This is a genomic window from Roseivirga sp. E12, assembly GCF_017592825.1.
In the GTDB taxonomy this organism is placed as follows: domain Bacteria; phylum Bacteroidota; class Bacteroidia; order Cytophagales; family Cyclobacteriaceae; genus Roseivirga.
Map to the genome: position 1 here is coordinate 260,082 of NZ_JAGFMD010000003.1, position 23,682 is coordinate 283,763.

Below are 23,682 nucleotides of genomic sequence, written 5' to 3' on the forward strand. Positions count from 1 at the left end.
TCAGAAAAGCAGATTCAGCCATGTTTTCAAAAGAGGAAAAAAAATCATCAGAAGAGCTTAGCCAGACCAGTAATATCATTGGTAAGGAAACAGTGCTTGAAGGTAGCATTGAGTCAGCCGGTAACATTCGAGTCGAAGGTAAGGTGTACGGCAATGCCAAAGCGAAGGCCAAATTTGTGATGGGGTCGGATGCATATGTTGATGGAAACGTGGTAGCAAGATCTGGTGAAGTTGCAGGTAACATTAGGGGGAATATTGAGATTTCGGAATTATTGATTTTGAAACCAACTGCTGTAATTAACGGTGACATTCTTACCAATCAATTGGTCGTAGAGCCAGGAGCAACTTTTAATGGTGGCTGTAAAATGGGTCACTTGGCAAAGGATATTGTAATCAGTCTACCTCAGAGCCGCGCCTCAGAAAAAATCGTCAAAAGGGCCTAAGGCTATTAATATAACTATTTGATTAGTTAAGGGTGTTCTCTACCTTTAGCACATGTCCAATATCAGAACAGCTCATAAACAAATTCGTCAGTTAAGGGAAGGGGTTCTGGGGCCTGCATTAATTTGCGCGATACTTTTAGCCTTCCTGTGCATTTCTTGCGCTTCTGATCCTCCTATAGAAGAAGCTGTTGATCAGGAAATCCCTAAGTCCATTTGGGTAAGCCTGAACAACGATACCTCCGCGCCCATAAGCTTAAATTTTCAAGTAGGAATCAATGATACTATACAGCAACAGTTCATAAGCTCAAAAAGTAAGGACACGCTAATTATCTCATTATCGGAAGAGCGGCTATTAACCATAGCGAATAAACTGACACTGAAACAAGACTTGATTGTCTCGCCAGGAGATTCCTTGTTTTTTCATTTCAATGGGGAGGGTATAGTGCTAAAATCTATTCCCGAGAGGCAGTTTGTAAACGTGCTCAAAAGCCAATTCCCTTCTGATCGATCGATATCACAAGATTCATTGTATGACCTGCTTGTGTTTACTGATAGTGCGCAGAAAATGACGGCCTCGAATGATTTTTCAAGAACAGAGATTTATCCCATCTTCTTTCAAAAGGACTTCTATAAGGCCAATCCAGAAGCACTAAAGCAGTTTTCCGATGTAACCTATACAGAGATAGAGAGCATAACCAACAAACTAAACTTAGAGGGTAACCCAGAAGAAGCTTTCAGTTTGAGTTTAATGGAAGAGTTTGAGTTAAAAAGACATTACTTAAGGCTTTCGTTTCTCGCGAGAAGAGTGGGCGATAAGTCTTATTTAAGAGAACTATTAGAGAGCTCTCTTTTTGAAGAGGATTTCATCTTGAATAGTCGGTATGGTAAAACCTATCTGTACTTCTATATTACTGAGGGTATTCTGTTAGGAGAGAAGACGAGAACATCTAACAAGTTATATATTGATTACCCGAAGGCATACGATTTGTTAGATCAGCATTTTAAAGGAGCACTTTTGGCTAAGGCCAAGTGGTTTTGTCTTGAAAAGATGGTGGATTCAAATGAATCTTATGAAACAATCTCTGCCTATGCGACTGATTACCAAAATACATTTCCAGAGGATACTTTGTTTACCCAGAGATTTCAGGAAGATTTTCTAATCAACCGAGAGGCGCTGGTTCAAAGCAGCATTGGTGTTAATCTCCTGCAAGAAGACGGCAGCACAAACATGTTGACAGGCCTACTCAATAAACTCGAGGGGAAGGTGATCTATGTAGACTATTGGGCCAGTTGGTGCGCACCCTGTCGACAAGCCATGCCAAGCTCTGAGCTGTTAAGAGATAGGTTCAAAGAAGATGACGTGGCCTTTGTTTATTTTTCGATAGACAATAAACAAGATGCCTGGAGGCGCGCGAGTGTGTCAGATGGACTCAGAGGCTATATACATAACTACCTTGTGCTTAATCATGAGAAGTCAGAGATGAAAAAGAACCTCGGAATGGATGCGATACCTAGGTACTTAATCTTTGACAAGAAAGGTCGTTTGGCAGAACCGAATGCTCCTGGACCAATGAATGCTAGCCTAGAGTCCGTACTAATGAAGTATATTGGCCAATGAATAATGAAAGAAAAGAACCCAAATGACTATTTGAAATACTCCCAGTTGGGTATTCAACTGTTCCTCACCATTGGCATTTGTGGCTGGCTCGGATATAAAATGGATGAGTGGTGGAATTCAGGCAAACCCTTGTTCATTATTCTGATGATTTTAGTGGGAACAACCGGAGCCATTTATATGCTCTACCGATCGTTGCCAAAGGACTAGTTAACTATTGCATCTTTTTTACTACTAAGTTTCTTCTCTAGTAATCAAAGAACTACCTTTGCGGCATGCAAAGCTTAGGCAAGCAAATCGCCATATCAATAATCGTTTCGCTAGTACTAACCGCTGTCGTTTTCGGCTTGCAGCAAATGGAAAGTAGCGCACAGTTTATTCACGAAAAAGTGTGGTCTATTGTCATTTTTTCTGCAATTCTAGGGTTGATAGTCGTCATTATTGGTGATTGGGGCATCAGGAATATGGATGCGCAAAGCAGACCAAATCTCTTCTTGGGTTTAACCGTTTTGAGATTGCTTTTAAGCATGGGTTTTGTAGGTATTGTACTCTTCGTTGGAATCGAAGACAGAATCATTTGGGTGGCCAACTTTTTCGCTGCCTATTTATTCTACTTAGTATTTGAAATATATAGCATTCTGTCTAACTTGCGCGCGATTTCGACAGAGGCCGAAAAGACATGATGAAAAATAACAGAACTAACTTTCCCAATTTACTGATCATAAGCCTCTTAATAATGCTTTTCAGTATTTCAAACAGTTCAAATTTATTTGCCGCTTCAGGCAGCGGAGACGAAGAAAAAGAGGAAGGAAGCACAGACTTCATCATGCATCACATTGCCGATGATTACCAATGGCATATTGTGACCATCGGACATACGCATGTAACCATTCCTCTGCCAATGATTATTTACGATCACGGTGAGTTGAAATTCTTCATGTCATCTGACTTTTATGACGAGCATCATGAGCCTATTGCACATGATGGTTATATGATCTCTCATGGTAAACTGGTAAGAGCTGGGGCTGGTCATGGTGAAAGTGCAGGACATGAAACTGATGATGCTCATGGAGCACCAACAGCTGACGATCATGAGGAGGCACAAGCCGACTTCTTAAACCTTTCCATCACTAAGAATGTAGCATCACTTTTTCTAAGTGTGTTCTTAATGTTGATCACATTCCTTACCATCGCAAAAAGATATAAGAGTGGTGTTGCTGCTCCTAAGGGACTTCAATCACTATTTGAGCCAATCATCGTTTTCATTAGAGATGATATAGCTAAGACTAACATTGGAGAAGACAAGTATCAGCGCTTTATGCCATTCTTGTTGACAATGTTCTTCTTCATTCTATACAATAACTTATTAGGGCTTACTCCTGGTGCTGCTAACCTTTCGGGTAACATTGCGGTGACTTTGAGTCTGGCCTTGTTTACATTCTTCATCACACAGTTTAATGGTAAGAAAGCTTACTGGGGTCACATATTTGCGACTCCTGGTGTACCGCTTCCTTTGAGGCCAATTATCCTTGTGGTGGAAATTATCGGAATTTTCACTAAGCCTATTTCACTTACCCTACGTTTGTTTGCTTCAATTACAGCAGGTCACATTGTAGTATTAAGTATTGTTGGTTTAGGTTTTATACTTAATAGTGTAGCTGTGGGAGTTGTGGGAACACTCTTCTCTGTAGTGATCACTTTAATTGAAATATTGGTGGCTGTGATTCAGGCATATGTCTTTACACTGTTCTCTTCGATGTACATCGGGCAGGCGGTTGATGACGGACACCATTAATTAGTTAGAATACCATTGTTTCATTTATAACAAACATAATTATGTTATCTATTTTATTAACTGCTGGTTACGCCCTTATGGGAGCTGGTATTGGTGCTGGTCTTGTTGCGATAGGCGCAGGTCTTGGTATCGGAAAAATTGGTGCTTCTGCTATGGAAGGTATGGCACGTCAACCTGAAGCTGCAGGTAAATTGCAGTCTGGTATGTTGATTATTGCTGCACTTATCGAGGTAATTGCGCTTTTCGGTGTGGTAGCTTGTTTCTTGCTTGCAACTAACAACAGCATCGTTTCAGCACTTTAAGAAGTATTTGAGAAGTTTCAGACTTAGCATTAGGCTGGTCTGAAGCTTTTCTTTTAAAAAAAGAGACATGGAGATTTTATTACCAGATACCGGCTTATTTATTTTTCAATCATTAGCATTCCTATTGCTAATTTTTGTGCTAGGTAAATTTGCTTGGAAGCCGATTTTAAGTGGGCTAAAAGAAAGAGAAGAAACTATTGAAAACGCTTTACTTTCTGCTGAGCAAGCAAAAAGTGAGATGGAAGCGCTTAATGCTGACAATGCTAAACTGATGGCAGAGGCTAGATCTGAGCGTGACGCGATGTTAAAAGAAGCAATGGCCGCGGCAAATACCATCAAAGAAGAAGCGAAAGAGGAGACTGGCAAGATCACTGCTAAGATGCTCGAAGATGCCAAAGCAGTAATCGAAAATGAGAAAAGGGCGGCATTGGCTGATGTTAAGACATTAGTGGCCTCACTTTCATTAGAGATCACTGAAAAAGTACTTCGCAAAGAATTGAGCGACAAAAAAGCGCAAGAGTCTTTGGTAGACGAATACGTAAAAGATTTGAACTTAAACTAATTCTGACGAATGTCTGAATATAGAATTGCTTCCAGATACGCCAAATCCTTGTTAGACCTTGCGGTTGAAAAAGGACAGTTGGAAGAGGTGAATAAAGATATGTTGATGTTTTCTAACCTTGTGGAAGAAAACAGAGATTTACTCTTGATGCTAAAGAGCCCGGTTATTACTCCTGACAAAAAGTTGGGAATATTGAACATGGTGTTTGAAGGAAAAGTGAACGACTTAACTTTGGCAATCTTTCAAATTTTGACAAGGAAGCATAGAGAGATGTACCTCGATCAAATTGCGGTGGAGTTTCACCATCAATACAATGCCAATCAGGGCATCGAGGAAGCAACCATTACAACAACTTTCGCACTGGATGCTAAGACAAAAGCCGAGTTCGAAAATATTGTTACCCAGATTTCTGGGAAGAAAGTAGAGTTGACAGAAGTTATTGACGAAGAGCTTATCGGAGGATTCATCCTTAAGATTGGCGATCGTCAGATTGATGATTCTGTAAGCTCAAAGTTGAAAGCGCTTAAGCTAGAGTTCACTAAGAACTACTACGAAAAAGCATTTTAAAGAAGATTTAAACATTAACTATAATATAAAATGGCAGACGTAAGACCTGATGAAGTATCAGCAATATTGAGAGAGCAGCTCTCAAACTTCAAATCAGAAGCCGAATTAGAAGAAGTAGGAACAGTACTTCAAGTAGGTGATGGTGTAGCCAGAATCTACGGACTATCAAAAGCACAGTCAGGTGAGCTCTTAGAGTTCGAAAATGGCTTGAATGCTTTGGTACTTAACTTGGAAGAAGACAATGTAGGTGCCGTACTTCTTGGTGACTCTGCAGGAGTAAAAGAAGGAGATACAGTAAAAAGAACTGGTCGAATTGCTTCTGTAAATATCGGTGAAGGTGTCGTTGGTCGTGTAGTGGATACCTTAGGTAACCCTATCGATGGTAAAGGCCCTATCCAAGGCGAGACTTACGAGATGCCATTGGAGCGTAAAGCCCCAGGTGTAATTTATCGTCAGCCGGTAAATGAGCCATTACAAACAGGTATCAAGGCGATTGACTCAATGATTCCAATCGGAAGAGGTCAGCGTGAATTAGTAATTGGTGACCGTCAGACAGGTAAAACTGCAGTAGTTATCGATACTATCTTGAACCAAAAAGAATTTTATGATGCTGGAGAGCCAGTATTCTGTATCTATGTGGCCATCGGTCAAAAAGCATCTACAGTTGCTGGTGTGGTTGCAGCTCTTGAAAAAGGTGGTGCAATGGACTACACAGTAGTTGTTTCTGCTTCTGCTGCTGACCCTGCTCCAATGCAATTCTTTGCTCCATTTACTGGTGCAGCGATTGGTGAGTACTTCAGAGATACGGGACGCCCTGCATTAGTGGTATATGATGACCTTTCTAAGCAAGCGGTTGCTTACCGTGAAGTTTCTCTTTTATTGAGAAGACCTCCGGGACGTGAGGCTTACCCAGGTGATGTATTCTATCTTCACTCAAGATTATTGGAAAGAGCTGCAAAAGTGAATGACAATGATGACATCGCTGCAGCAATGAATGATTTACCTGAGTCTCTAAAAGGTAAAGTAAAAGGTGGCGGTTCATTAACTGCCCTTCCTATTATTGAGACACAAGCTGGTGACGTTTCTGCTTATATCCCTACCAACGTAATTTCAATTACTGATGGTCAGATTTTCCTGGAAACTAACCTATTTAACTCTGGTGTACGTCCTGCAATTAACGTGGGTATTTCAGTATCTAGGGTAGGTGGTTCTGCACAGATTAAGTCAATGAAGAAAGTAGCTGGTACATTGAAACTAGACCAAGCACAGTTCCGTGAATTGGAAGCCTTTGCTAAGTTTGGTTCTGACCTTGATGCTGCAACGCAGTTGACTATTGATAGAGGTAGAAGAAACCAAGAAATATTGAAGCAAGCACAATTCTCACCTGCTGCTGTTGAAGACCAAGTAGCCATTATCTACGCTTCTACAAAAGGTTTGATTGACAAAGTGCCTGTAGACAAAGTGAAAGAATTCGAGAATGAGTTCATTACTGTGTTGAGAGCTACTCATGCAGATGCAATGAATGACTTGAAAGCTGGTAAACTATCTGATCAAGCAGTTGATGCTTTGAAGAAGGTTGCGAAAGAGTTGTCTTCTAAATACTAATTAATAATAGGGCTTTAGCCCATTTAATAATAGCCTATGGCAAGCTTAAAGGAAGTAAAAGAAAGGATTGTTTCGGTCAGTTCTACTCAACAGATTACCAAAGCCATGAAGATGGTTGCGGCTGCTAAGTTGAGAAGATCACAAGAGCGAATCACCCAGTTACGCCCTTACTCTGAGAAATTAGGAGCCTTATTAGCCAATGTCTCTTCTGGAAATTCAGAAGAAGGCATGAATGCATATGGCGAAGTAAGAGAGGTAAAGCGAGTGCTTTTCGTTCCTGTAACTTCAGATAGAGGATTGTGTGGTGCTTTCAATTCCAATGTTTTTAAAGCAGTGAGAAATGCTTTGACTACAGATGAGTATGCCAATGCTGAAGTAGAGATTTTGCCTATCGGTAAGAAGTCCTTCGATTTCTTTAAGAAAAAGAGCGATCCGGTGAATGATAAGCACTGGGGAGCCTTTGGTGATCTTTCTTTTGAGGTGGTAAAAGCAGCTGCTGAAGAAGCCATGGAAGGTTTCGAATCAGGTAAGTATGATAAGGTAGTATTGGTCTACAATGAGTTTAAAAACGTGGCGACTCAGATCGTAAGAACTGAGCAATTCTTGCCAATCGTTGAAAACGAAGTAGATGCAGAGTCTACAACGAATACTGATTATATCTATGAACCGTCTAAGGACTTTATTATAGACGAATTGATTCCAAAGTCATTGAAGATTCAATTCTATAAAGCAGTATTAGAGTCTAATGCTTCTGAGCATGGTGCTCGAATGACGGCAATGGGTAAAGCAACCGATAATGCTGGAGATTTATTGAAAGACCTTCGATTGACTTACAACAGAACACGTCAGGCTGCCATTACTAAAGAGATCCTTGAGATCGTTGGTGGTGCAGAGGCTTTGGCTGCTGATAGTTAAGATTAATCTGAAACTAGATATATTGAAACCCTGACGAGAGTCGGGGTTTTTTTATGGAAAAGATCATAGCCTTTGTACAAAATTTAAGCCTTGATATCACTGCGGGCGCGGTGATTTCAAGCCTTTACCTTGCAAAGGTTTTCAATGTCGAGCTGTCAAATGAAATAGTCTTGGGCTTGGCGGTTGCCATATGGTTAATTTATACTGTAGATCACTTATGGGATGCTGATCGTGTTAAAGGAGAGGCCATAAACCCACGCCATGCATTTCATGAGCGGTACTTTAAGCTAATCTTGGGAATTGCCCTTGCTGTTTTTGGTTTGGGCATTTACAATGCTTTCCAATTGCCATCCGACACGATACGCTTTGGCTTTGGGCTTGTGGCTTTAACCTGTTTATATTTTCTCTATCTCAAAGTCAGTCAGGTTCACAGACAAAAAGAGCTCTTTGCGGCCTTTGTTTACGTGGCAGGTATTTTTGTTGGGCCATTAAGCATGTTAGAAAATTGGGATTGGATGTATTTGGTTCTCTTTGTACAATTTTTCCTTCTGGCCTACGTGAATCTTCTGTTATTCCCCTTATTCGAAATGGATACTGATAATCGGCAAGGAATGACATCCATTGCCTTAAATAGAGGACCTAGCTCTACCAAGAAGCTTATCCGTTTAGCTTCAATCGTTAATGAGATTATCATTGTTATTTGCATAGGCTTTGGGTTTAATGATAACAAGGCTCAATTCATGATTTTAGCCATGTCGCTTAGTCTGTTGCTACTGCTACAGGCTCCTGCTTTTCTAAAAAGGTATAATCTATATCGTATCATCGGAGACGGCATCTTCTTCTTACCAGGTCTTGCGCTGCTATGAAGAACGACTTCGATAAGATAGCTCCTCTTTACGACCTATTGGCAAATTTGGCCTTCGGCAAGACATTGGAAAGGGCGCAGAAAACCTACCTGCATAAAATTGAGCCTGCCTCGAAGTTGCTGATCGTAGGTGGGGGAACGGGAAAAATTATACAATGGATTCCTGAGGGGCTTGACCTAAAGATTGACTATGTGGAGTTGTCAGGAAGGATGTTGGACAGGGCAAGATCAAGGCTTTCCAAGGGAAATGAGATTGATTTTGTCCATGGAGACGCTAGAGAACAGGAGGGTAGTTATGATGTGATCATTGCTAATTTTTTTCTTGATTGTTTTTCAACATCTCAACTTGAGCAGGTATTGATGCATGTGAAAAACCAGCTTAATTCGGCAGGAAGCCTCCTTATCACGGATTTTTACCCAAGCGATCGGCCGAGGCATAAGCTTCTTTTAAAAACGATGCATTGGTTTTTCAGGGTAATAAGCCAGTTGGATGCTGACGGACTGATTAACATTCATGAGCAGACTAAGCTCGCAGGTTTTGAACCTTCCGACATTCAGTTTTTCAGGAAGGGGTCCGTTTTCTCAGCGGTTTATGAAAGGTCTACCTAACCAAAACCTTGAGTGTGACTACCTGCTGGTTTTCGTCAAGTATGCGAATTAGGTTCAGTCCTTTTTGGAAGGCCTTGGTTGAGATCTCGATATACTCAGCACTTGAGAGGGCCTGTTCTTCTTTTCTAAGAACCATTTGACCTTTTGAGTTGAGGACGGTAAGCCGTAGGGTTTGATCTCTTTCTATGCTATAGGATATGCGTAAAGTCTCCCCTTGTAGAACGGGATTAGGATAAGCTTTATAAGAGGATTTAAACTCAGACTTTATTCTGACTGACCTCATTTCAGAGACATCGAATTTGCCATTGAAATCTGTCTGCTTTATTCGATAGAAAGAGAGCCCATTCACCGGTTTGGTATCGATGTATGTATAATATAGAAGAACATCGCTGTTACCAGCTCCATCAATTCTACCAACAGTCTCAAAGTCAGTTCCATTAGTACTTCTTTCAATAGTGTAGAATGCATTATTGACCTCTGAAGCTGTTACCCAGTCTAGTTTGACCTGATTGCTATTATGAACTGTTGCTTCAAATGATATAAGGGTAATCGGTAAGGCTGCAACCTCAATAGAACCTAAAGTGTAATACTGCCCATTGGTAAAGTCCACATCGAAGGTTGCTGTGTTTTCCGAACCATTGACCGCGCTTGGGGAGATTAGTGTTGTCCCTCCGTTGGAAAAATCGCCATCATCATCTACCATGAGCCTTAATTGCGTCAGGTTGTTGGTGCCAACTCCCAATGGTCCGGTAATGGTAGAGAGATCATAGGTGAGTTCAATTGTTCCAACTGTACCAGATTCCTGGACACGCCATTCTCTATTAAGTCTACTGTTAATTGAGGCAGGCCTTTCATTATTCCCTTCCTGTTCAATTGCGGCATTGTCATTTCCTGATAGGATGAATGAATCGTTGGTATCAAAACCAAGGGGAAGATTAAAATCTACCAAGGCATCACTATTTTCACTCTTCGACCTGGTTTGTTCAAAGCATGAGAGGTCATCTCTACCAATGCCGAAGATGTCATTGTAATAAGTGGTGCCCTGACCGTCATAATCCCAAATTATTGCTCCGTCTGCTGCGAGATAATCCTGCTCTACTGCAGGTAAAGAGGCTACATCTCTTGTAATACCGTATTTAATGCCCAAGTAAGATTCAACTCTTGTTCGCTCGTTAGCGTTTAATGCGCTTGAGAAAACAATCGTTTCTGCGATATCTCCAGCATACTGTGCCTGTACGTCTCCGTCACTATGGTTGCCTATGCCAAATGAAGTAGGTCCTGATAATGCTGTGGTAACACCTGTGCCAGAGGCAGCCGAGGCTCCGTCAACGAAAATATTGACAGCCCCACCAGTCTGTACTCTTGTGGCAAGGGCTATATGAGGTAAGTTATCATTGTAAGTTGAAGGCGTTTCAGCGTCAAAACCGGTTCCTGTATTGGCGTTAATCCATATCGTGCCATTTTCCATACCTAATCCATAGTCTGCTGTACTGCTCGTTTCACTGGCGCCAATCAGTGCAGGTGAGTTGACAAAATCTCCAGCTGTGCCATCTACCTGCCCCGTTTTGAAGACTGAGATTAGGGTCATATCACCGCTTACCGTATTTGTAGTAGTTTCTATATAGGCAGCGTTGTTTGAATTTGGATCCGAGAACCTTAGTGCGGGGTTGAAGTTGATTTCATTCGTTTCAAAAGTAGGCTCAACCGGATTGGCACCTGCTAGGTTTGACTCAGAACCATTGTCTTGAGGTGAGCTCTGATCATTCCACTGTTGAACATCATTACCATCTACGGCAGCTGTTACACCTACATCGGAGAACACTTCAAGGTCAGCACGGAGCCAAAGTGCTATGTTAGTGTTTACTCCACCAGGACCACAGGTTTCGAAAGCTGTACCTATTGTAAAGAATTGCCCGTCCGTAAGATCAACACCGCTGAATGACAGAACATCTCCATTAAATGTACCTCCAGTGACTATGGTAGCATCGGCCATTGTAGCTGTATTGCCAATAAGCAATGAGTAAGCACTGGCATCAGCAGTACTATATCCTAGTGCTGCTAGGTCAAATTGTAATTCAGTACTACCTACTGTACCGTTATCTTGAACCTTCCAAATTCGTTCCATTCTACTTGCCAAGGAAGAAGGGATGTCAGAAGTATTATCATTTGCTTGGTTTGTCGAACCACCATCATTACCCCAAATTAGGTAGTCTCCATCGTCAGTAAATGAGTTGACATTGCTTGCATTATCTACAGCCACAGAGCCTAGACCGACAGTTAGTATATCATCTGTATTGATACTTGCGGATTGTTTTTGGCTGAAACATGAGGCATCATCTCTACCAATTCCCGCAATATCATCATTGTATGCAGTGTTAGTAGTGGCATTCCAAATCACGGTAGACCCATCTGAGAAAAGATAATTTGTTGCACTTGTCTGGTCTATAGTAACCCCATACTTAATGGCTAAGTAGGTCTCAATTTGCTGCCTTTCTGTTCCTGTGAATGAACCTTGATAGGCAATCACATCTCCCAAGAATCCTACAAAGTCGTTTCCTCCGGTATCATCATCCCCGAGGGTATAATTATAAGTACCTAGGCCTGCATCTGAAGAATTTGCGTTATAACTAGACTCAAACGAAGCACCATTCTGAAAGAGGTTGGCAGTATTTCCTGATGGGTGATCTACTGACCAAATATTCCATGCATCTTCATTAAAATTGCTGGAGTAGGCGGTGTTGCCACCATATCTCGAGTTGATAAGGAAACTTCGATCATCAGAAGTTCCTCCTCTGAATTCAAACAGAGCATCGTCTGTTCCGGAGGTACTATTGATAAAACCAGCTGTAATAAAACTAAGTCCAGCTGCCGTAGTGGTTATAGAACCCTCTAGAGATGTTGCGTCATTGTTGAATTCAATCGCAGGATTGAAGTTGACGGTGTTGGTTTCGAATGTTGTCAGGTTAGAAGGGTCTGTAGCATCTGCACCGCTAAGGCTTTGATCTGCCCAAGTGGCTATTGTTTGCCCATCAGTTGCCTGAGTTGTTCCAGTATTGTAAACCTGAAGGTCGGCCCTCAGCCATAGCTCTAGGTCAGCAGTTACTCCGCCAGGCCCACATTGTTCTCTTCCTGTAGCTAAAGTAAAGAATTGACCATCAGTAAGGTCTACACCAGTAAAAGTCACCGTATTTGTTCCTACATCGTAGCTAGCCGCAGGAATTGTAGTACCAGATGCCATTGTTGCACTGTTGGAAACTATCAGCTGGAAATCGGTAAGGTTTGTTCCATAACCCAAGCCAGTGAGGTCGAATGATATTTCGGTGCCTCCAACAGCACCGGTATCATCCACTCTCCAAATGCGTTCCATTCTTTCGGTAACACTTGCTGGAAGGTCGCTAGTATTGGCATTTGCTTGGTCGGCAAAGTCGCCATCGTTACCCCATACTAAGAAGTCACCATCATCATCAAAGGTATTTGCATTGCTCGCGTTGTTAGCCTCGATTGTATTAAGCCCCATTTTCACGATGCTTCCTGTGTTTTCACTTTGAGATTGCTTCTGGTCTAGACAGGCATCATCGTCTTTACCGATTCCCGCGATATCATTGTTGTAGGTAGCGTTGGTTGTGGCATCCCAAATGGTGGTTGCATCGGATCGGGTGTAGTTGGTAGCTGAGGTTTGATCAAGTGTAATACCATACTTAATGGCCATACTAGTTTCTATTCTATTCCTGTCTGTGGCTAGGTAGGAGGATGGAGAATCATAATAGCTTATTTCGGAAATAAAACCATCGAAAGAGCTGGCACCCGAGGTTGAGCCATCATCATATCTAGAAGCACTATTTTCATCTCCTAAGCCTATAGCATCAGTATGTCCATACAATCTTCCCACGTTGGCAAGTGGTGTTCCAAAGCTTTGGCCATTTAAGTAACCGGTAATTGTCCCAGTAATAGCATCATTACCTGCGTAATCAAAAGTGAGTACATAAGAGGTATTGGAAGCAATGTTAGTTGTGTTTACAGTAGCAATTGCTCCTGCAGTATTCCATGGTGCTCCTATACCATCACCTGCGGCCTGATTCCAACCAGAAATGTGAAGGGTACTAGAAACTATATAGACATTGAGCCCCCTGGTTGCACCACCTTGTTCATATATCACCTGTCTTGTGGCTGAAGTTATGTCCCCTGTTCTGAAGGCAATTGTAAATTTTTTGGAAAGGGATTCCCCACTATTGATTCCTGTAACCACACCTCCTCCGATGGTAAGCCCTGTGCTGCCTGTGCTAAAATCGATAGTCGGGTTGTCGTTGATGAGGTTAGTGGTGGCTCGATAAACAGGTGAAGTTATGTTTGAACCATTATTTCCTGCAGGAGTTTGGTCTACCCATGCTGTGACATTCGCACCTTCGGTTGCTGTAGTAACCCCCTCGTCAGCACGAAGCCATGTAAGAATACCATCGTTGTAACGGCCAGGTGTACAAAAGAAGAAGGCTGTTCCTAAGGTAAAGTATTGCGCGTCATCGAGATCAACACCTGTAAAAGTGATTACACTGCCGTTAAACGTTCCGCCCGATAGGACAGTGGCATTGCTAAAGTCTGCACCTGAACTATTGGAAGCCACCAATAAACTAAAATCTGCCGCATCTGTGCTTAAGCCAAGGCCGGTTAAGTCGAAAGAAACTGAAGTTGTTAGTACTTCATTTCTCTCCGCCACTCGCCAAACGCGTTCTAACCTTGTATCAATATTGCTTGGTGAACTAACGGATGCGCTTTCAGTTAATGCTCCAGCATCATTTCCCCAGATTAACCATGTATCATCTGTTGAGATGGTTGCACCTCTATCAATAGTCACTAAGCTTCCTGTATTTTCACTTTTAGAAGCAGGTTGGTCAAGCTCAGAATTATCGTCTCGACCTATGCCAGCAATGTCATTATTGTATTCCAAGAACCCACCTAAGGATGCGTTTTGAGTAGTGTTGAAAATGATTGTTCCATCAGAGTTGACATAGTTGATTGGTGTCGATTGATCCAATGTGATGCCATATTTGATGGCCAGGTAGCTTTCAATTCTTTGTCTTTGCGAAAGAGGGAATGATCCTGGTTCGTTGCAGTAGATAAATTCCGATATTTCTCCATAAAATGATGCAGCGGCCGTTGTATTATTATGGTACCTAGACCCACCATCTTGATCTCCAAGTCCAATATCGTTTCCATGAGAGTAGAGTAAGCCCACAGAACTGAGGGTGCCGAAACTCTGTCCATTTAAGTAAAAAGTAATTGTTCCTGTGGAACTACTACTGCCATCAAACTCCATAGTAAGAATGTACTCTGTGTCTGTGCCAATTGAGGTGCTTACAAAATTAGTAGGTGTACCATCATTCCAAGGGGCTCCAGAGCTACCTGAGTTTCCTCTATTCCAAATAGCACCATAGAGCATCCCTCCGTCTATGTATATGCCTAATCCGTTTGTTCCTCCGCCTTCTTCGAAAAGCTGTTGACGTGTGCTTACATCTGAGCTTTCAGTGCGGAAGGCTATGTTCAACCCTTTACGTGTAAAAGGACCACCTGTGTTATAATCATTGTTATCGCCTAATTGTAGACCCCGTTCTGTGGCACTGATAAAATCGACTGAAGGATTAAAGTTTATGCTGCTCGTACTACTTCTAAATGTAGGCGCAGTGGTGAGTGTGGTGAAATCATAATTACCTACTGATTGATCTTCCCAAAAACCTACATTGGTTCCTTCAGTTGAAGCAGCTCCTCCGTTGCTTACAAAGGCTCCATCATTGGCTTTTAACCATGTTGTCAAGGCAGCTTTGTAGCCACCAGGCCCTACCGTTTCAATTAGATTGTCATCACTGGCTACGGCTGCTGAAACTCCTGCAACAAGGTCCAAACCAGAAACGGAAGAAAGGGTATTAGACGGGAAAGTAGTGATATCAGAAAGTGTTACGCCAGCTGCAATGGCAGGAGCACCACCTACACCTTCAACGTCCGAGGCAAAAAGGGAATAACCGAAAATACTTTGACCTGCACTAATACCGAGCTCTGAGAAGCTAACCGCTACACCTTGAACGACTTGTGATCCGATTTCGATCAATGGGATTGGGTCATCCCCAACAGCTTGGCGTCTGAGGATTACATAATCACTAAATGTTTGACCCGTTCCAGGCCAGTCAGAGGACGCAATTCCAACTAGAGTGCCATATGAAGCAGGATCGCCATTGGAGTCTAGAGACGTAATTGCTGCGATGGCGATATTATCATTACCGCCCCGCTCAATCACTGGAAATACAGAAGTTGTAGGATCTGAAGTTTGAATCCCCGAGTACCATATGACATCGACCCTTTCTGTTTCTACTTCAATACTTCCAGAGGCCAAGTCATCATCATTTACCAGAATGTTGTCATATCCAGCATTTAAGTTGCCTGATAGGTATATAGCGTCTGCTTCAGCTACAATGTCTGGGTCAATATCTATCGCGTCTGGGTTGGGCGCTGTATTGATCTGGTTAAGCTGATACCAGATGTTGACTAATCTGTCTGTAGATACTCGCCTAAGTAGAACAAGAGTGTCTGGTGCAAGAAAGCGATCATAAGTTGTGGCACCTACCACATATGAGCTAACAGCTACATTATTTCCTTGACCATAATTGATATTGTATTGTGCATTGGGAATGATACTGTTGCCCGCATCACTCGGAGCTGTAACTAGTGTAGTTGTAGTAGTACCTGTAGAAGTGGAGGTATTGATGGTAGAGATACCCGTCTGACCACTGACACTCGGACGTAGGACGAGCATTAGCGCACAGCATAGAAGGACTATGTGAAGTCTAGTTTTAATTACCGCGATGTTTAGGTGTAGAGCTTATTAGCTCAATTGTACTTTAATGATAGTACAAATTAATGGCATCACCACCCTACTTTTTATTTTTTTGTTCGAAAAAAGTGTTTGATAATGGTGTTTTGTACTGTGATGAACGGTATGTGACTGATACGCATGTTGCTCTTCTTTATAACTATTTCAATAAAACTGAATGTCTAAAAAAGACTTGAATGCCATCAAATAGTATTTGAAAACCAAATATTTAGATGTGTATCGCAGATAAAGAATAATAGTGTTTCAGGAGAAGGGCTCTAAAATTGCATTTAGAGGGGCTATCGAACGAGAATTTTGAGAATAGTTGCATTGTTATCTCTGTCCAATATTCTTAATAGGTTGAGACCTTTTTTCATTTGACCTGTCGCCATCTGGAAGAAACCTTCAGACGCTTTTATTTCCTTTTCTTGTTTTAGGATGACCTGCCCTGTGTTATTGAGCACAATGACTTGCAAAGTTTGATCTGATCCAACCGCATAAGAAATTTTCAAATATTCTCCTTTGACCACTGGGTTAGGGTATGCATTGAAGGTAGCTTGGAACTGTCGTTCTACTTTTACAGATCTGATTTCCGAATAGTCGAACTCCCCACTGAAGTCGGTTTGCTTTAACCTATAGAATGAAATTCCATTGACTGGATTTGCATCTACGAATGAGTAGTAAAGAAGGTCGCTGCTGTTACCAGCACCATCGAGTGTGGCTATAGTTTCAAAGTTTACCGCATCGGTACTTCTTTCAATAGTATAGAAGGCATTGTTGACTTCAGAGGCCGTAACCCAATCCAGTTTGACTTGATCTTCTTTGTAAGTATTGGCCTCGAAAGAGATTAGAGTGATGGGTAGTGCATCATTTTCGATAGAACCTAATGTATAGTACTGTCCATCAGTAAAGTCTACATTAAACGTTACTGTCTGGCTACCACCATTTGTAGCACTAGGAGAGATGATTGTGGTACCTCCATTAGAGAAGTCACCATCATCATCAACCAGCAATCTTGTTTGTGTTAGGTTATTACTACCAGAGGCTGTACCGGTCACCCCAGTAAGGTCAAAAGTCAATTCAACCGTACCTACTGTACCAGTTTCTTGGACTTGCCACTCTCTGTTAAGTCTACTGTTGATGGTGGCTGGTCTTTCAGGGTTTCTTGTTGCCTCAATGGCTGCATTATCATTACCAGATACTAACCAAGAATCGTCTACACTAAACCCTCCAGTATTGTTGATAGTTACCATTGCATCACTATTAGCACTTTGAGATTGTGTTTGATCCAGACAAGACAGATCATCTCTACCGATACCGAAGATGTCATTAGAGTAAGTAGTCTTATCACTGTAGTCCCAAATGGCACCACCATCACCAGCTCTATAGTCTCTTTCATCTACTGATCCAGTAGCTCCGTCATCGGCACCAGCAAGGGTGATTCCATACTTGATGGCTAGGTATGATTCTACCCTGTTTCTTTGATCAGAATCTAATACCTGATTATAGGCAATAGTTTCAGCAATGTCTCCAGCATACTGGGCGTCAACATCAGAAGTAAAGTGATTACCTATACCAAACCCACCATCGGCATTGGTTAAATCTGTAGTAATCCCTGTGGCAGTAGCACTTTCAGCGGCATCTACATAAATGGTAAGATCACCCGGGTCATCATCCCTTACCCCAATAGCAATGTGCGGAAGGTTATTGTTATAAGCGTTAGAAGTTTCGGCCTCAAAGGCAGCATCTGAATCTGCATTAACCCATATGGTACCATTATCAAGGCCAATGGCATTATCAAGACCAGAGCCTGATCTGGTACTGAGTAGGGCGGGAGAGTTCACATTGTCATTGGCAGTACCTGATGTTTGACCAGTTTTAAAGACTGAGATAAGCGTGAAGTCATTTTGACCTGTGTTGGCAGGGACGCTAAAGGCATCGTCAGTTTTAAAATAAGAGTTATTGGTAGAGCCGGGATCAGTGAAGTTTACAACCGGATTGAAGTTGATCTCGCTGGTTTGAAAGGTTGGCTCAATTGCATTAATTCCTCCTCCAAGATCCACTTCTTCCATATTGTGACCTTGAGCACCTTGATCATTCCAGAACAGTGCGTTGTTCCCGTCAGTTGCAGCTGTTGATCCAGGGTTGTTTGAAAATACTTCGGCATTAGCCTTTACCCACATGGCAATATTAGTATTGACTCCACCAGGTCCACAAATGGTAATGCCTGTGCCTATTGTAAAGAACTGACCATCGGTAAGGTCTACTCCTGTGAAGGATAGCACATTACCGTTTAAGGTTCCTCCGGAGATTACTGTGGCACCAGCCATTGTAGCCGTGTTACCCACAAGCAAGCTGAAAGCAGTAGCATCGGCCACAGAGTAGCCAAGGCCAGTCAGGTCGAATTGTAATTCTGTTTCACCAACAGTACCAGTGTCCTCAACCTTCCAGATACGTGTCATACGCTCAGAGACAGAGTTAGGCACATCAAGAGTGTTTTTACTTGCCTCAGCAGTAGCGCCATTATCATTACCCCAAACTAGATAATCTCTATCGTCAGTAAAAGTATTGGCATTGGCCATGTTATCCGTTGCCACAGCACCCAATCCGACTGTCAGAATATCATCAGTACCATCGGCAGTTGCCTGCTTTTGGCTAAAACATGAGAGGTCATCCCGGCCAATCCCGGCCACATCATTGTGGTAAGTAGAGTTGGCAGAATAGGTCCAAATGATGGTAGTACCATCAGAAGAGACATAGTCTCCCTCCCTAACACTACCAGAGATTATCTCATTGGTAGTAGCATCATTGTCATTATCATTAGTTAGAGTGATACCATATTTGATGGCTAAATAACTGTTGACTTGTAACTCTTCAATTGGTGTAAGATCTGAGCTGTAGGCGATGACTTCGGTAATTTTACCACCATAAAAAGAACTTGTCCCTCTGAAGCCTAAATAGTCTTGCTGCGTACCAGTCAGCTGAACTGTATTAGCATTAGTAACTGTTGAAAAACCACCATTTCTAGTTTCTTCCAAGGCATGCCCTGAACTATTTAGTTCGCCAAATAAAAGGTATGGAGAGGCATTCGGAGAGTTAAAGGCATCAAGCGTGCTACTATTTAAGTCATTACCAAACTGGGCAAGAGTGGCTTGGGTGTTTGTTCTATACCCAAAATGTATGATTGTGTTATTGACTTCTCCGGTTCTATCAGCTCCTAGAATATAATTGTCGGCATTACCATCTGCTCTTTCGCCCGTTGCAACAAGTGCATAATTGGTATTTTTAATACCACTCAAGTCTATGGCCAGACGATCATTGGTTCCATCAAATTCCATAATTGGATTGAAGTTGATATTGTCTGTAGCATTGTTGTGATAAACTGGCGGGTTGCCGTCTGTCGTACCACTATTTGAATTACCAGATTGATCGGCCCAAGTGGCCACAGTTTGTCCATCAGTTGCTTGTGTAGTACCTGTATTGAAAGCATCTACGTCTGCTCTTAGCCATACATCTAGATCAGTACCTACGCCACCTGGGCTACAAGTAGACCTGGCCGTACCTAGTGTAAAGAAGTCTCCATCGCTAAAGTTTACCCCTGTAAAAGTGACAGTGTTACTACTGAATGAAGCAGCAGGAGTAATTGTACCACTGGCCATAGTAGAAGTACTTGAAGTAATGAGGTTAAAGTCAGAAGCTGAAGTTCCAGTATACCCTAAGCCGGTGAGGTCAAAAGTCACCGTAGTAGCACCAACAGTTCCTGTTTCCTGAACATGCCAGATGCGTTCCATTCTTTCGGTAATGATGCCTATAACATCAGAAGTATTCGCATTGGCTTGGGCGGTGAAGTCGTTGTCATTGCCCCAAACCTGGAAGCTGTTGTCAGCTGTGAAAGAATTGGCATTGGTGGCATTGCTCGAAGCAATTTCTCCAAGTCCCATGGTTACCAGGCCATCAGAGTTTATACTTGAGGATTGTTTTTGCACAAAGCATTGTGCATCATCACGACCAATACCTGCAATGTCACTGTTATAGCCTGATGATTGATCGGTGAAGTCCCATATTACGGTACCCTCAGAATCTCTATAATCTCTTTCATCAACTGAACCGGTAGCCCCATCATCGGCACTGTTTTTAGTTATACCATACTTGATGGCTAGGTAGGTTTCAACTCTATTTCTTTCATCTGATGTCAAATCATCAGAAAAGACAATCGCCTCGGAGATGGTGCCAGCGAATTGGCCGTCCCAGAAGTTAAAATCATCCCTTAGATGGTTACCAATACCAATACCATTATTGTCATTTAATGAGTTTAAGTCTGATACTGCCGATCCGTCACTAGCTCCATCTAAATAGAGCTGAATTGATCCTGCAGCTGTGGATTGAACCCTTGTAGAAAGGGCCATATGAGGTACTCCGTCATTATAGGTGCTAGTGCTCTGGGCACCGAAACCGGTTCCAGCTATGAGGCTTGAGTGAACCTGGCCACCTGAGTGCCCTAGTGCATAGAGATTTCCACCACCTCCGTCTTCATTGCTCAAGAATGCAGGTGAGTCGAAGGTAGCACTGAAGCCACTGGCATCAGACTGTGTTGTTGTAAATACAGCGATGAGGGACATGTCGTCTGTCGCTGGGTTAGTAGAGGTCGTTAGCCATGAATTAGTGGAGTTCCCCGATCCTTGGTCTGTGAAAGACACAGCAGGGTTGAAGTTTGTGCTGACTGATGTAAACGTTGGCGGTACTGGCGTACCCCCTCCATTAGTTTCTGTGGCGTTGTATCCATTTAGTGATTGGTCTGCCCAAGTAGCCACATTTTGTCCGTTTGTTGCCTGGGTAGTTCCCGTATTGAACACTTCAACATCTGCTCTTAACCATAATGCCAAGTCGGCTTCCACCCCACCAGGAGCACAGGTTTCAAAGTCAGTGCCTAGGGTAAAGTATTGACCATCTTCTAGGTCTATGCCGGTGAAGGTGATGATGTTACCATTAAATGTTCCACCGCTTACTACAGTGGCATTGCTAAAGTCTGCATCGTTTCCACTGACAGTTACTGCATTAGTACCTGCTATCAATAAGCTGAAATTGGCTGCATTGGAGCTTAATCCTAAACCTGTTAAATCAAAAGAAACGGAGGTGGTCTGTACTTCTTTTTCCTCAGCCACACGCCATACTCTTGTAAGTCTTGCGTCAATGGTATCAGGCATGGTGAGGGCAGTGGTTTCGGTCAATGCGCCATTATCATTACCCCAGATTAACCAGGAGTCATCCGTTCCGATGGTGCCTCCTCTGTCAATGATGACTATACCATCCGAGTTTTCACTTCTTGACTTGGGCTGGTCTAGCTCGGAGTCATCATCTCTACCTATACCAGCAATGTCATTATTGTATTGCTTGTATCCTCCTGCAGTCTCATCATTAGTAGCATCGAAGATTACGGTTCCCCCTGAGTTGACATAGTTTTTTGCAACACTCTGATCTAGAGTAATACCATACTTAATGGCGAGGTAACTTTCTATTCTATTTCTTTGTGCAGAGGTAAATGAACCCGGCTCATTACAGTAGATCAACTCAGAGATTTCACCTTCAAAAGAATTGGTACTTGCATTGGTGCCGTCATCGTACTGGGTGGAACCATCAGAACCACCAAACTCGATACCATCGGTATCAGAAAAGAGAAGCCCTACACTAGATAGGGTACCAAAGCTTGCTCCATTCAAGTAAGGGGTTAATGTACCGGTTGTGCCACTGTTTCCGTCAAGTTCTAAGGTTAGAATGTATTCAGTATTTGTGCTCACAGCAGTACTGACTGTGGTGATGTTTGTTCCATTATTCCAGGGAGAACCACTGCCGTCATTATTTCTATTATAAGCAGAGACGTGCAAGTTTCCAGCACGGATATAGACAATAATACCTCTGGTATTACCACCTTGCTCATAGATGACCTGACGATCAGTCACATCGGTAGTGCTGGTTCTAAAGGCAAAGTTTAAGCCTTTGTTAGTGTATGAGGCAGCAGTGTTGAAATCAGTATTGTTGGCAATGGTAAGGCTTGTAGCACTGGCTGTAAAGTCAACAGTAGGGTTAAAGTTAATGGCACTAGAAGTACTTCTATAAGTCGGGGCAGTTGTACCAGTAGTAGCATCATGGTCACCGATCCAGTGATCTTGCCAATCAGTGACAGTAGACCCATCAGTGGAAGTGGTCACATCATCAGCCTCATTGGCCTTTAACCAAGTAGAAAGCGCGGCTTTATACCCTCCAGGGCCCTTATTCTCGACTATTATGTTGGTGGTACTGGCTACTCCTGCAGCTACTCCAGCTACAAGGTCAAGCCCTGAATCGGAAGAGAGTGTATTGGTAGGGAAGGTTGTAATATCTGTTAAATCAACCCCAGTTTTAAAGACGGTGATTGCTCCTGAGGTAATGACATCATCTGTATTGGTTGTAAACTCATCGGCAATGTCAGCAGGAAAGATAGAATAGCCGAAGATGGACTGGTCAGCTGCTACTCCCATATCAGAGAAGCTGACTCCTACACCCTGAACAACCTGACTAGTAATATCCAATAAGGGAATAGGGGCAACACCTACAGTTTCTCTTCTGAAGATAACATAGTCAGTATAGGTTTGTCCGGTACCAGGCCAAAAGGTTTCTCCTATGCCAATGGCAGTACCATAAGAGGCAGGATCACCATTGGAATCCAGACTCAAAATAGGTGCAACAATAATGTTATCGTTTCCGCCTCTTTCAATAATTGGGAAAATGGCCTGAGCAGGAATGGCCGTTTGAATGCCTGAATACCAGATGACATCTACTCGCTCGGTTTCTACTGAGATACTTGACGATGATAAGTCATCATCATTTACTAAGATATTGTCATAACCTGCATTGAGCGTACGTGAAAGATAAATTGCATCAGCCTCGGCTACTTCCTCGGGGTCTATGGTGATTACATCACCAACATTATCGATACCACTGTCTTCATACCAGATATTTACCCTTCTTGAGCTAGATACTCTACGCAACACTAGGGTATCTGGGCTCACGAAGTTACTATAGGTTAAACCTCCTGAGATATAGGATGTGACAGCAACTTGGTTCCCTCTACCATAGTTGACTGTGTAGAGTGTTGAAGCATCAATATTTATTGTAGCATCACTTGGGGAAGTTACTGATGCGTCTGAATCGGTAGCAGCTGTATTGGATATAGATATAGTGGTGATAGTCGTCTGGGCATATAGCGAAGGCGATAGTATAAGCATGAGCATAAAGCCCAGCAAGCCTATGGGTTGTTTAAGTTTAATAGTAGTAGTGTCTGTAAGAAGGCCCCAGCCTTCAAATAAAATTTGTGTTAAACGCTATCCGCTAATTGTGATAGTGAGAAGTGCTTAGATGAAAGTAAAGGGATACTTCTGAGTCTTCTGAATTTGAGAAGGTGAGAGAAGTGCATTGAGCAGTTAGGGGATGCAAAAATCGACTATTTGGGCAAACTGACAACAATTCGTAGACAAAATCCTTCACAATCGCAGAAAAGTGATACGATCTGTT

General features: G+C 42.5%; 14 protein-coding genes. 12 read left to right on the plus strand and 2 right to left on the minus strand.

Features of this window, described 5'->3' with window-relative positions:
* Positions 1–20 precede the first annotated feature (20 nt).
* The 12 genes from J4E76_RS10545 (at position 21) to J4E76_RS10600 (ending at position 9,278) form a co-directional block, all read left to right on the plus strand.
* Entirely contained in the window at positions 21–443 is a 423-nt protein-coding gene (locus tag J4E76_RS10545) for a polymer-forming cytoskeletal protein (protein WP_208503944.1), read from the plus strand.
* A 52-nt stretch (positions 444–495) separates the two neighbouring features.
* A complete protein-coding gene (locus J4E76_RS10550) occupies positions 496–2,061 on the plus strand; it encodes a TlpA disulfide reductase family protein (RefSeq protein WP_208503946.1) in 1,566 nt (521 codons plus the stop codon).
* Positions 2,062–2,064: 3 nt separating this feature from the next.
* Positions 2,065–2,268, plus strand: coding sequence for an AtpZ/AtpI family protein (locus J4E76_RS10555; RefSeq protein WP_208503948.1), 204 nt, complete (start codon positions 2,065–2,067; stop codon positions 2,266–2,268).
* Between the two features lie 65 nt (positions 2,269–2,333).
* Positions 2,334–2,741: a hypothetical protein gene (locus J4E76_RS10560; RefSeq protein ID WP_208503950.1), complete on the plus strand. Its 408-nt coding sequence runs from the start codon at positions 2,334–2,336 to the stop codon at positions 2,739–2,741.
* On the plus strand, positions 2,741–3,853 hold the full coding sequence (gene atpB, locus J4E76_RS10565) for a F0F1 ATP synthase subunit A (RefSeq protein ID WP_208503952.1): 1,113 nt from the start codon (positions 2,741–2,743) through the stop codon (positions 3,851–3,853). The genes J4E76_RS10560 and atpB overlap by 1 nt, the downstream gene beginning before the upstream one ends.
* 38 nt (positions 3,854–3,891) lie before the next feature.
* Positions 3,892–4,155, plus strand: coding sequence for an ATP synthase F0 subunit C (gene atpE, locus J4E76_RS10570; protein WP_208504099.1), 264 nt, complete (start codon positions 3,892–3,894; stop codon positions 4,153–4,155).
* Between the two features lie 67 nt (positions 4,156–4,222).
* Positions 4,223–4,717: a F0F1 ATP synthase subunit B gene (atpF, locus tag J4E76_RS10575; RefSeq protein ID WP_208503954.1), complete on the plus strand. Its 495-nt coding sequence runs from the start codon at positions 4,223–4,225 to the stop codon at positions 4,715–4,717.
* 9 nt (positions 4,718–4,726) lie between these two features.
* The gene (atpH, locus tag J4E76_RS10580) at positions 4,727–5,284 is read left to right on the plus strand and encodes an ATP synthase F1 subunit delta (protein ID WP_208503956.1); all 558 of its coding nucleotides are present in this window, start codon (positions 4,727–4,729) and stop codon (positions 5,282–5,284) included.
* Positions 5,285–5,314: 30 nt separating this feature from the next.
* The gene (gene atpA / locus J4E76_RS10585; protein ID WP_208503958.1) at positions 5,315–6,889 is read left to right on the plus strand and encodes a F0F1 ATP synthase subunit alpha; all 1,575 of its coding nucleotides are present in this window, start codon (positions 5,315–5,317) and stop codon (positions 6,887–6,889) included.
* A 36-nt stretch (positions 6,890–6,925) separates the two neighbouring features.
* Entirely contained in the window at positions 6,926–7,804 is an 879-nt protein-coding gene (gene atpG, locus J4E76_RS10590) for an ATP synthase F1 subunit gamma (protein WP_208503960.1), read from the plus strand.
* Positions 7,805–7,857: 53 nt separating this feature from the next.
* Entirely contained in the window at positions 7,858–8,670 is an 813-nt protein-coding gene (locus tag J4E76_RS10595) for a hypothetical protein (RefSeq protein WP_208503963.1), read from the plus strand.
* Positions 8,667–9,278 (plus strand): class I SAM-dependent methyltransferase, encoded by a 612-nt coding sequence (locus tag J4E76_RS10600; protein WP_208503965.1) that lies wholly within the window; start codon positions 8,667–8,669, stop codon positions 9,276–9,278. The genes J4E76_RS10595 and J4E76_RS10600 overlap by 4 nt, the downstream gene beginning before the upstream one ends.
* Here J4E76_RS10600 and J4E76_RS10605 read toward each other — a convergent pair.
* Positions 9,271–16,077 (minus strand): hypothetical protein, encoded by a 6,807-nt coding sequence (locus J4E76_RS10605; RefSeq protein ID WP_208503967.1) that lies wholly within the window; start codon positions 16,075–16,077, stop codon positions 9,271–9,273. The genes J4E76_RS10600 and J4E76_RS10605 overlap by 8 nt on opposite strands.
* Positions 16,078–16,433: 356 nt before the next feature.
* Positions 16,434–23,396, minus strand: coding sequence for a hypothetical protein (locus J4E76_RS10610; protein WP_208503969.1), 6,963 nt, complete (start codon positions 23,394–23,396; stop codon positions 16,434–16,436).
* Between the last annotated feature and the right edge of the window lie 286 nt (positions 23,397–23,682).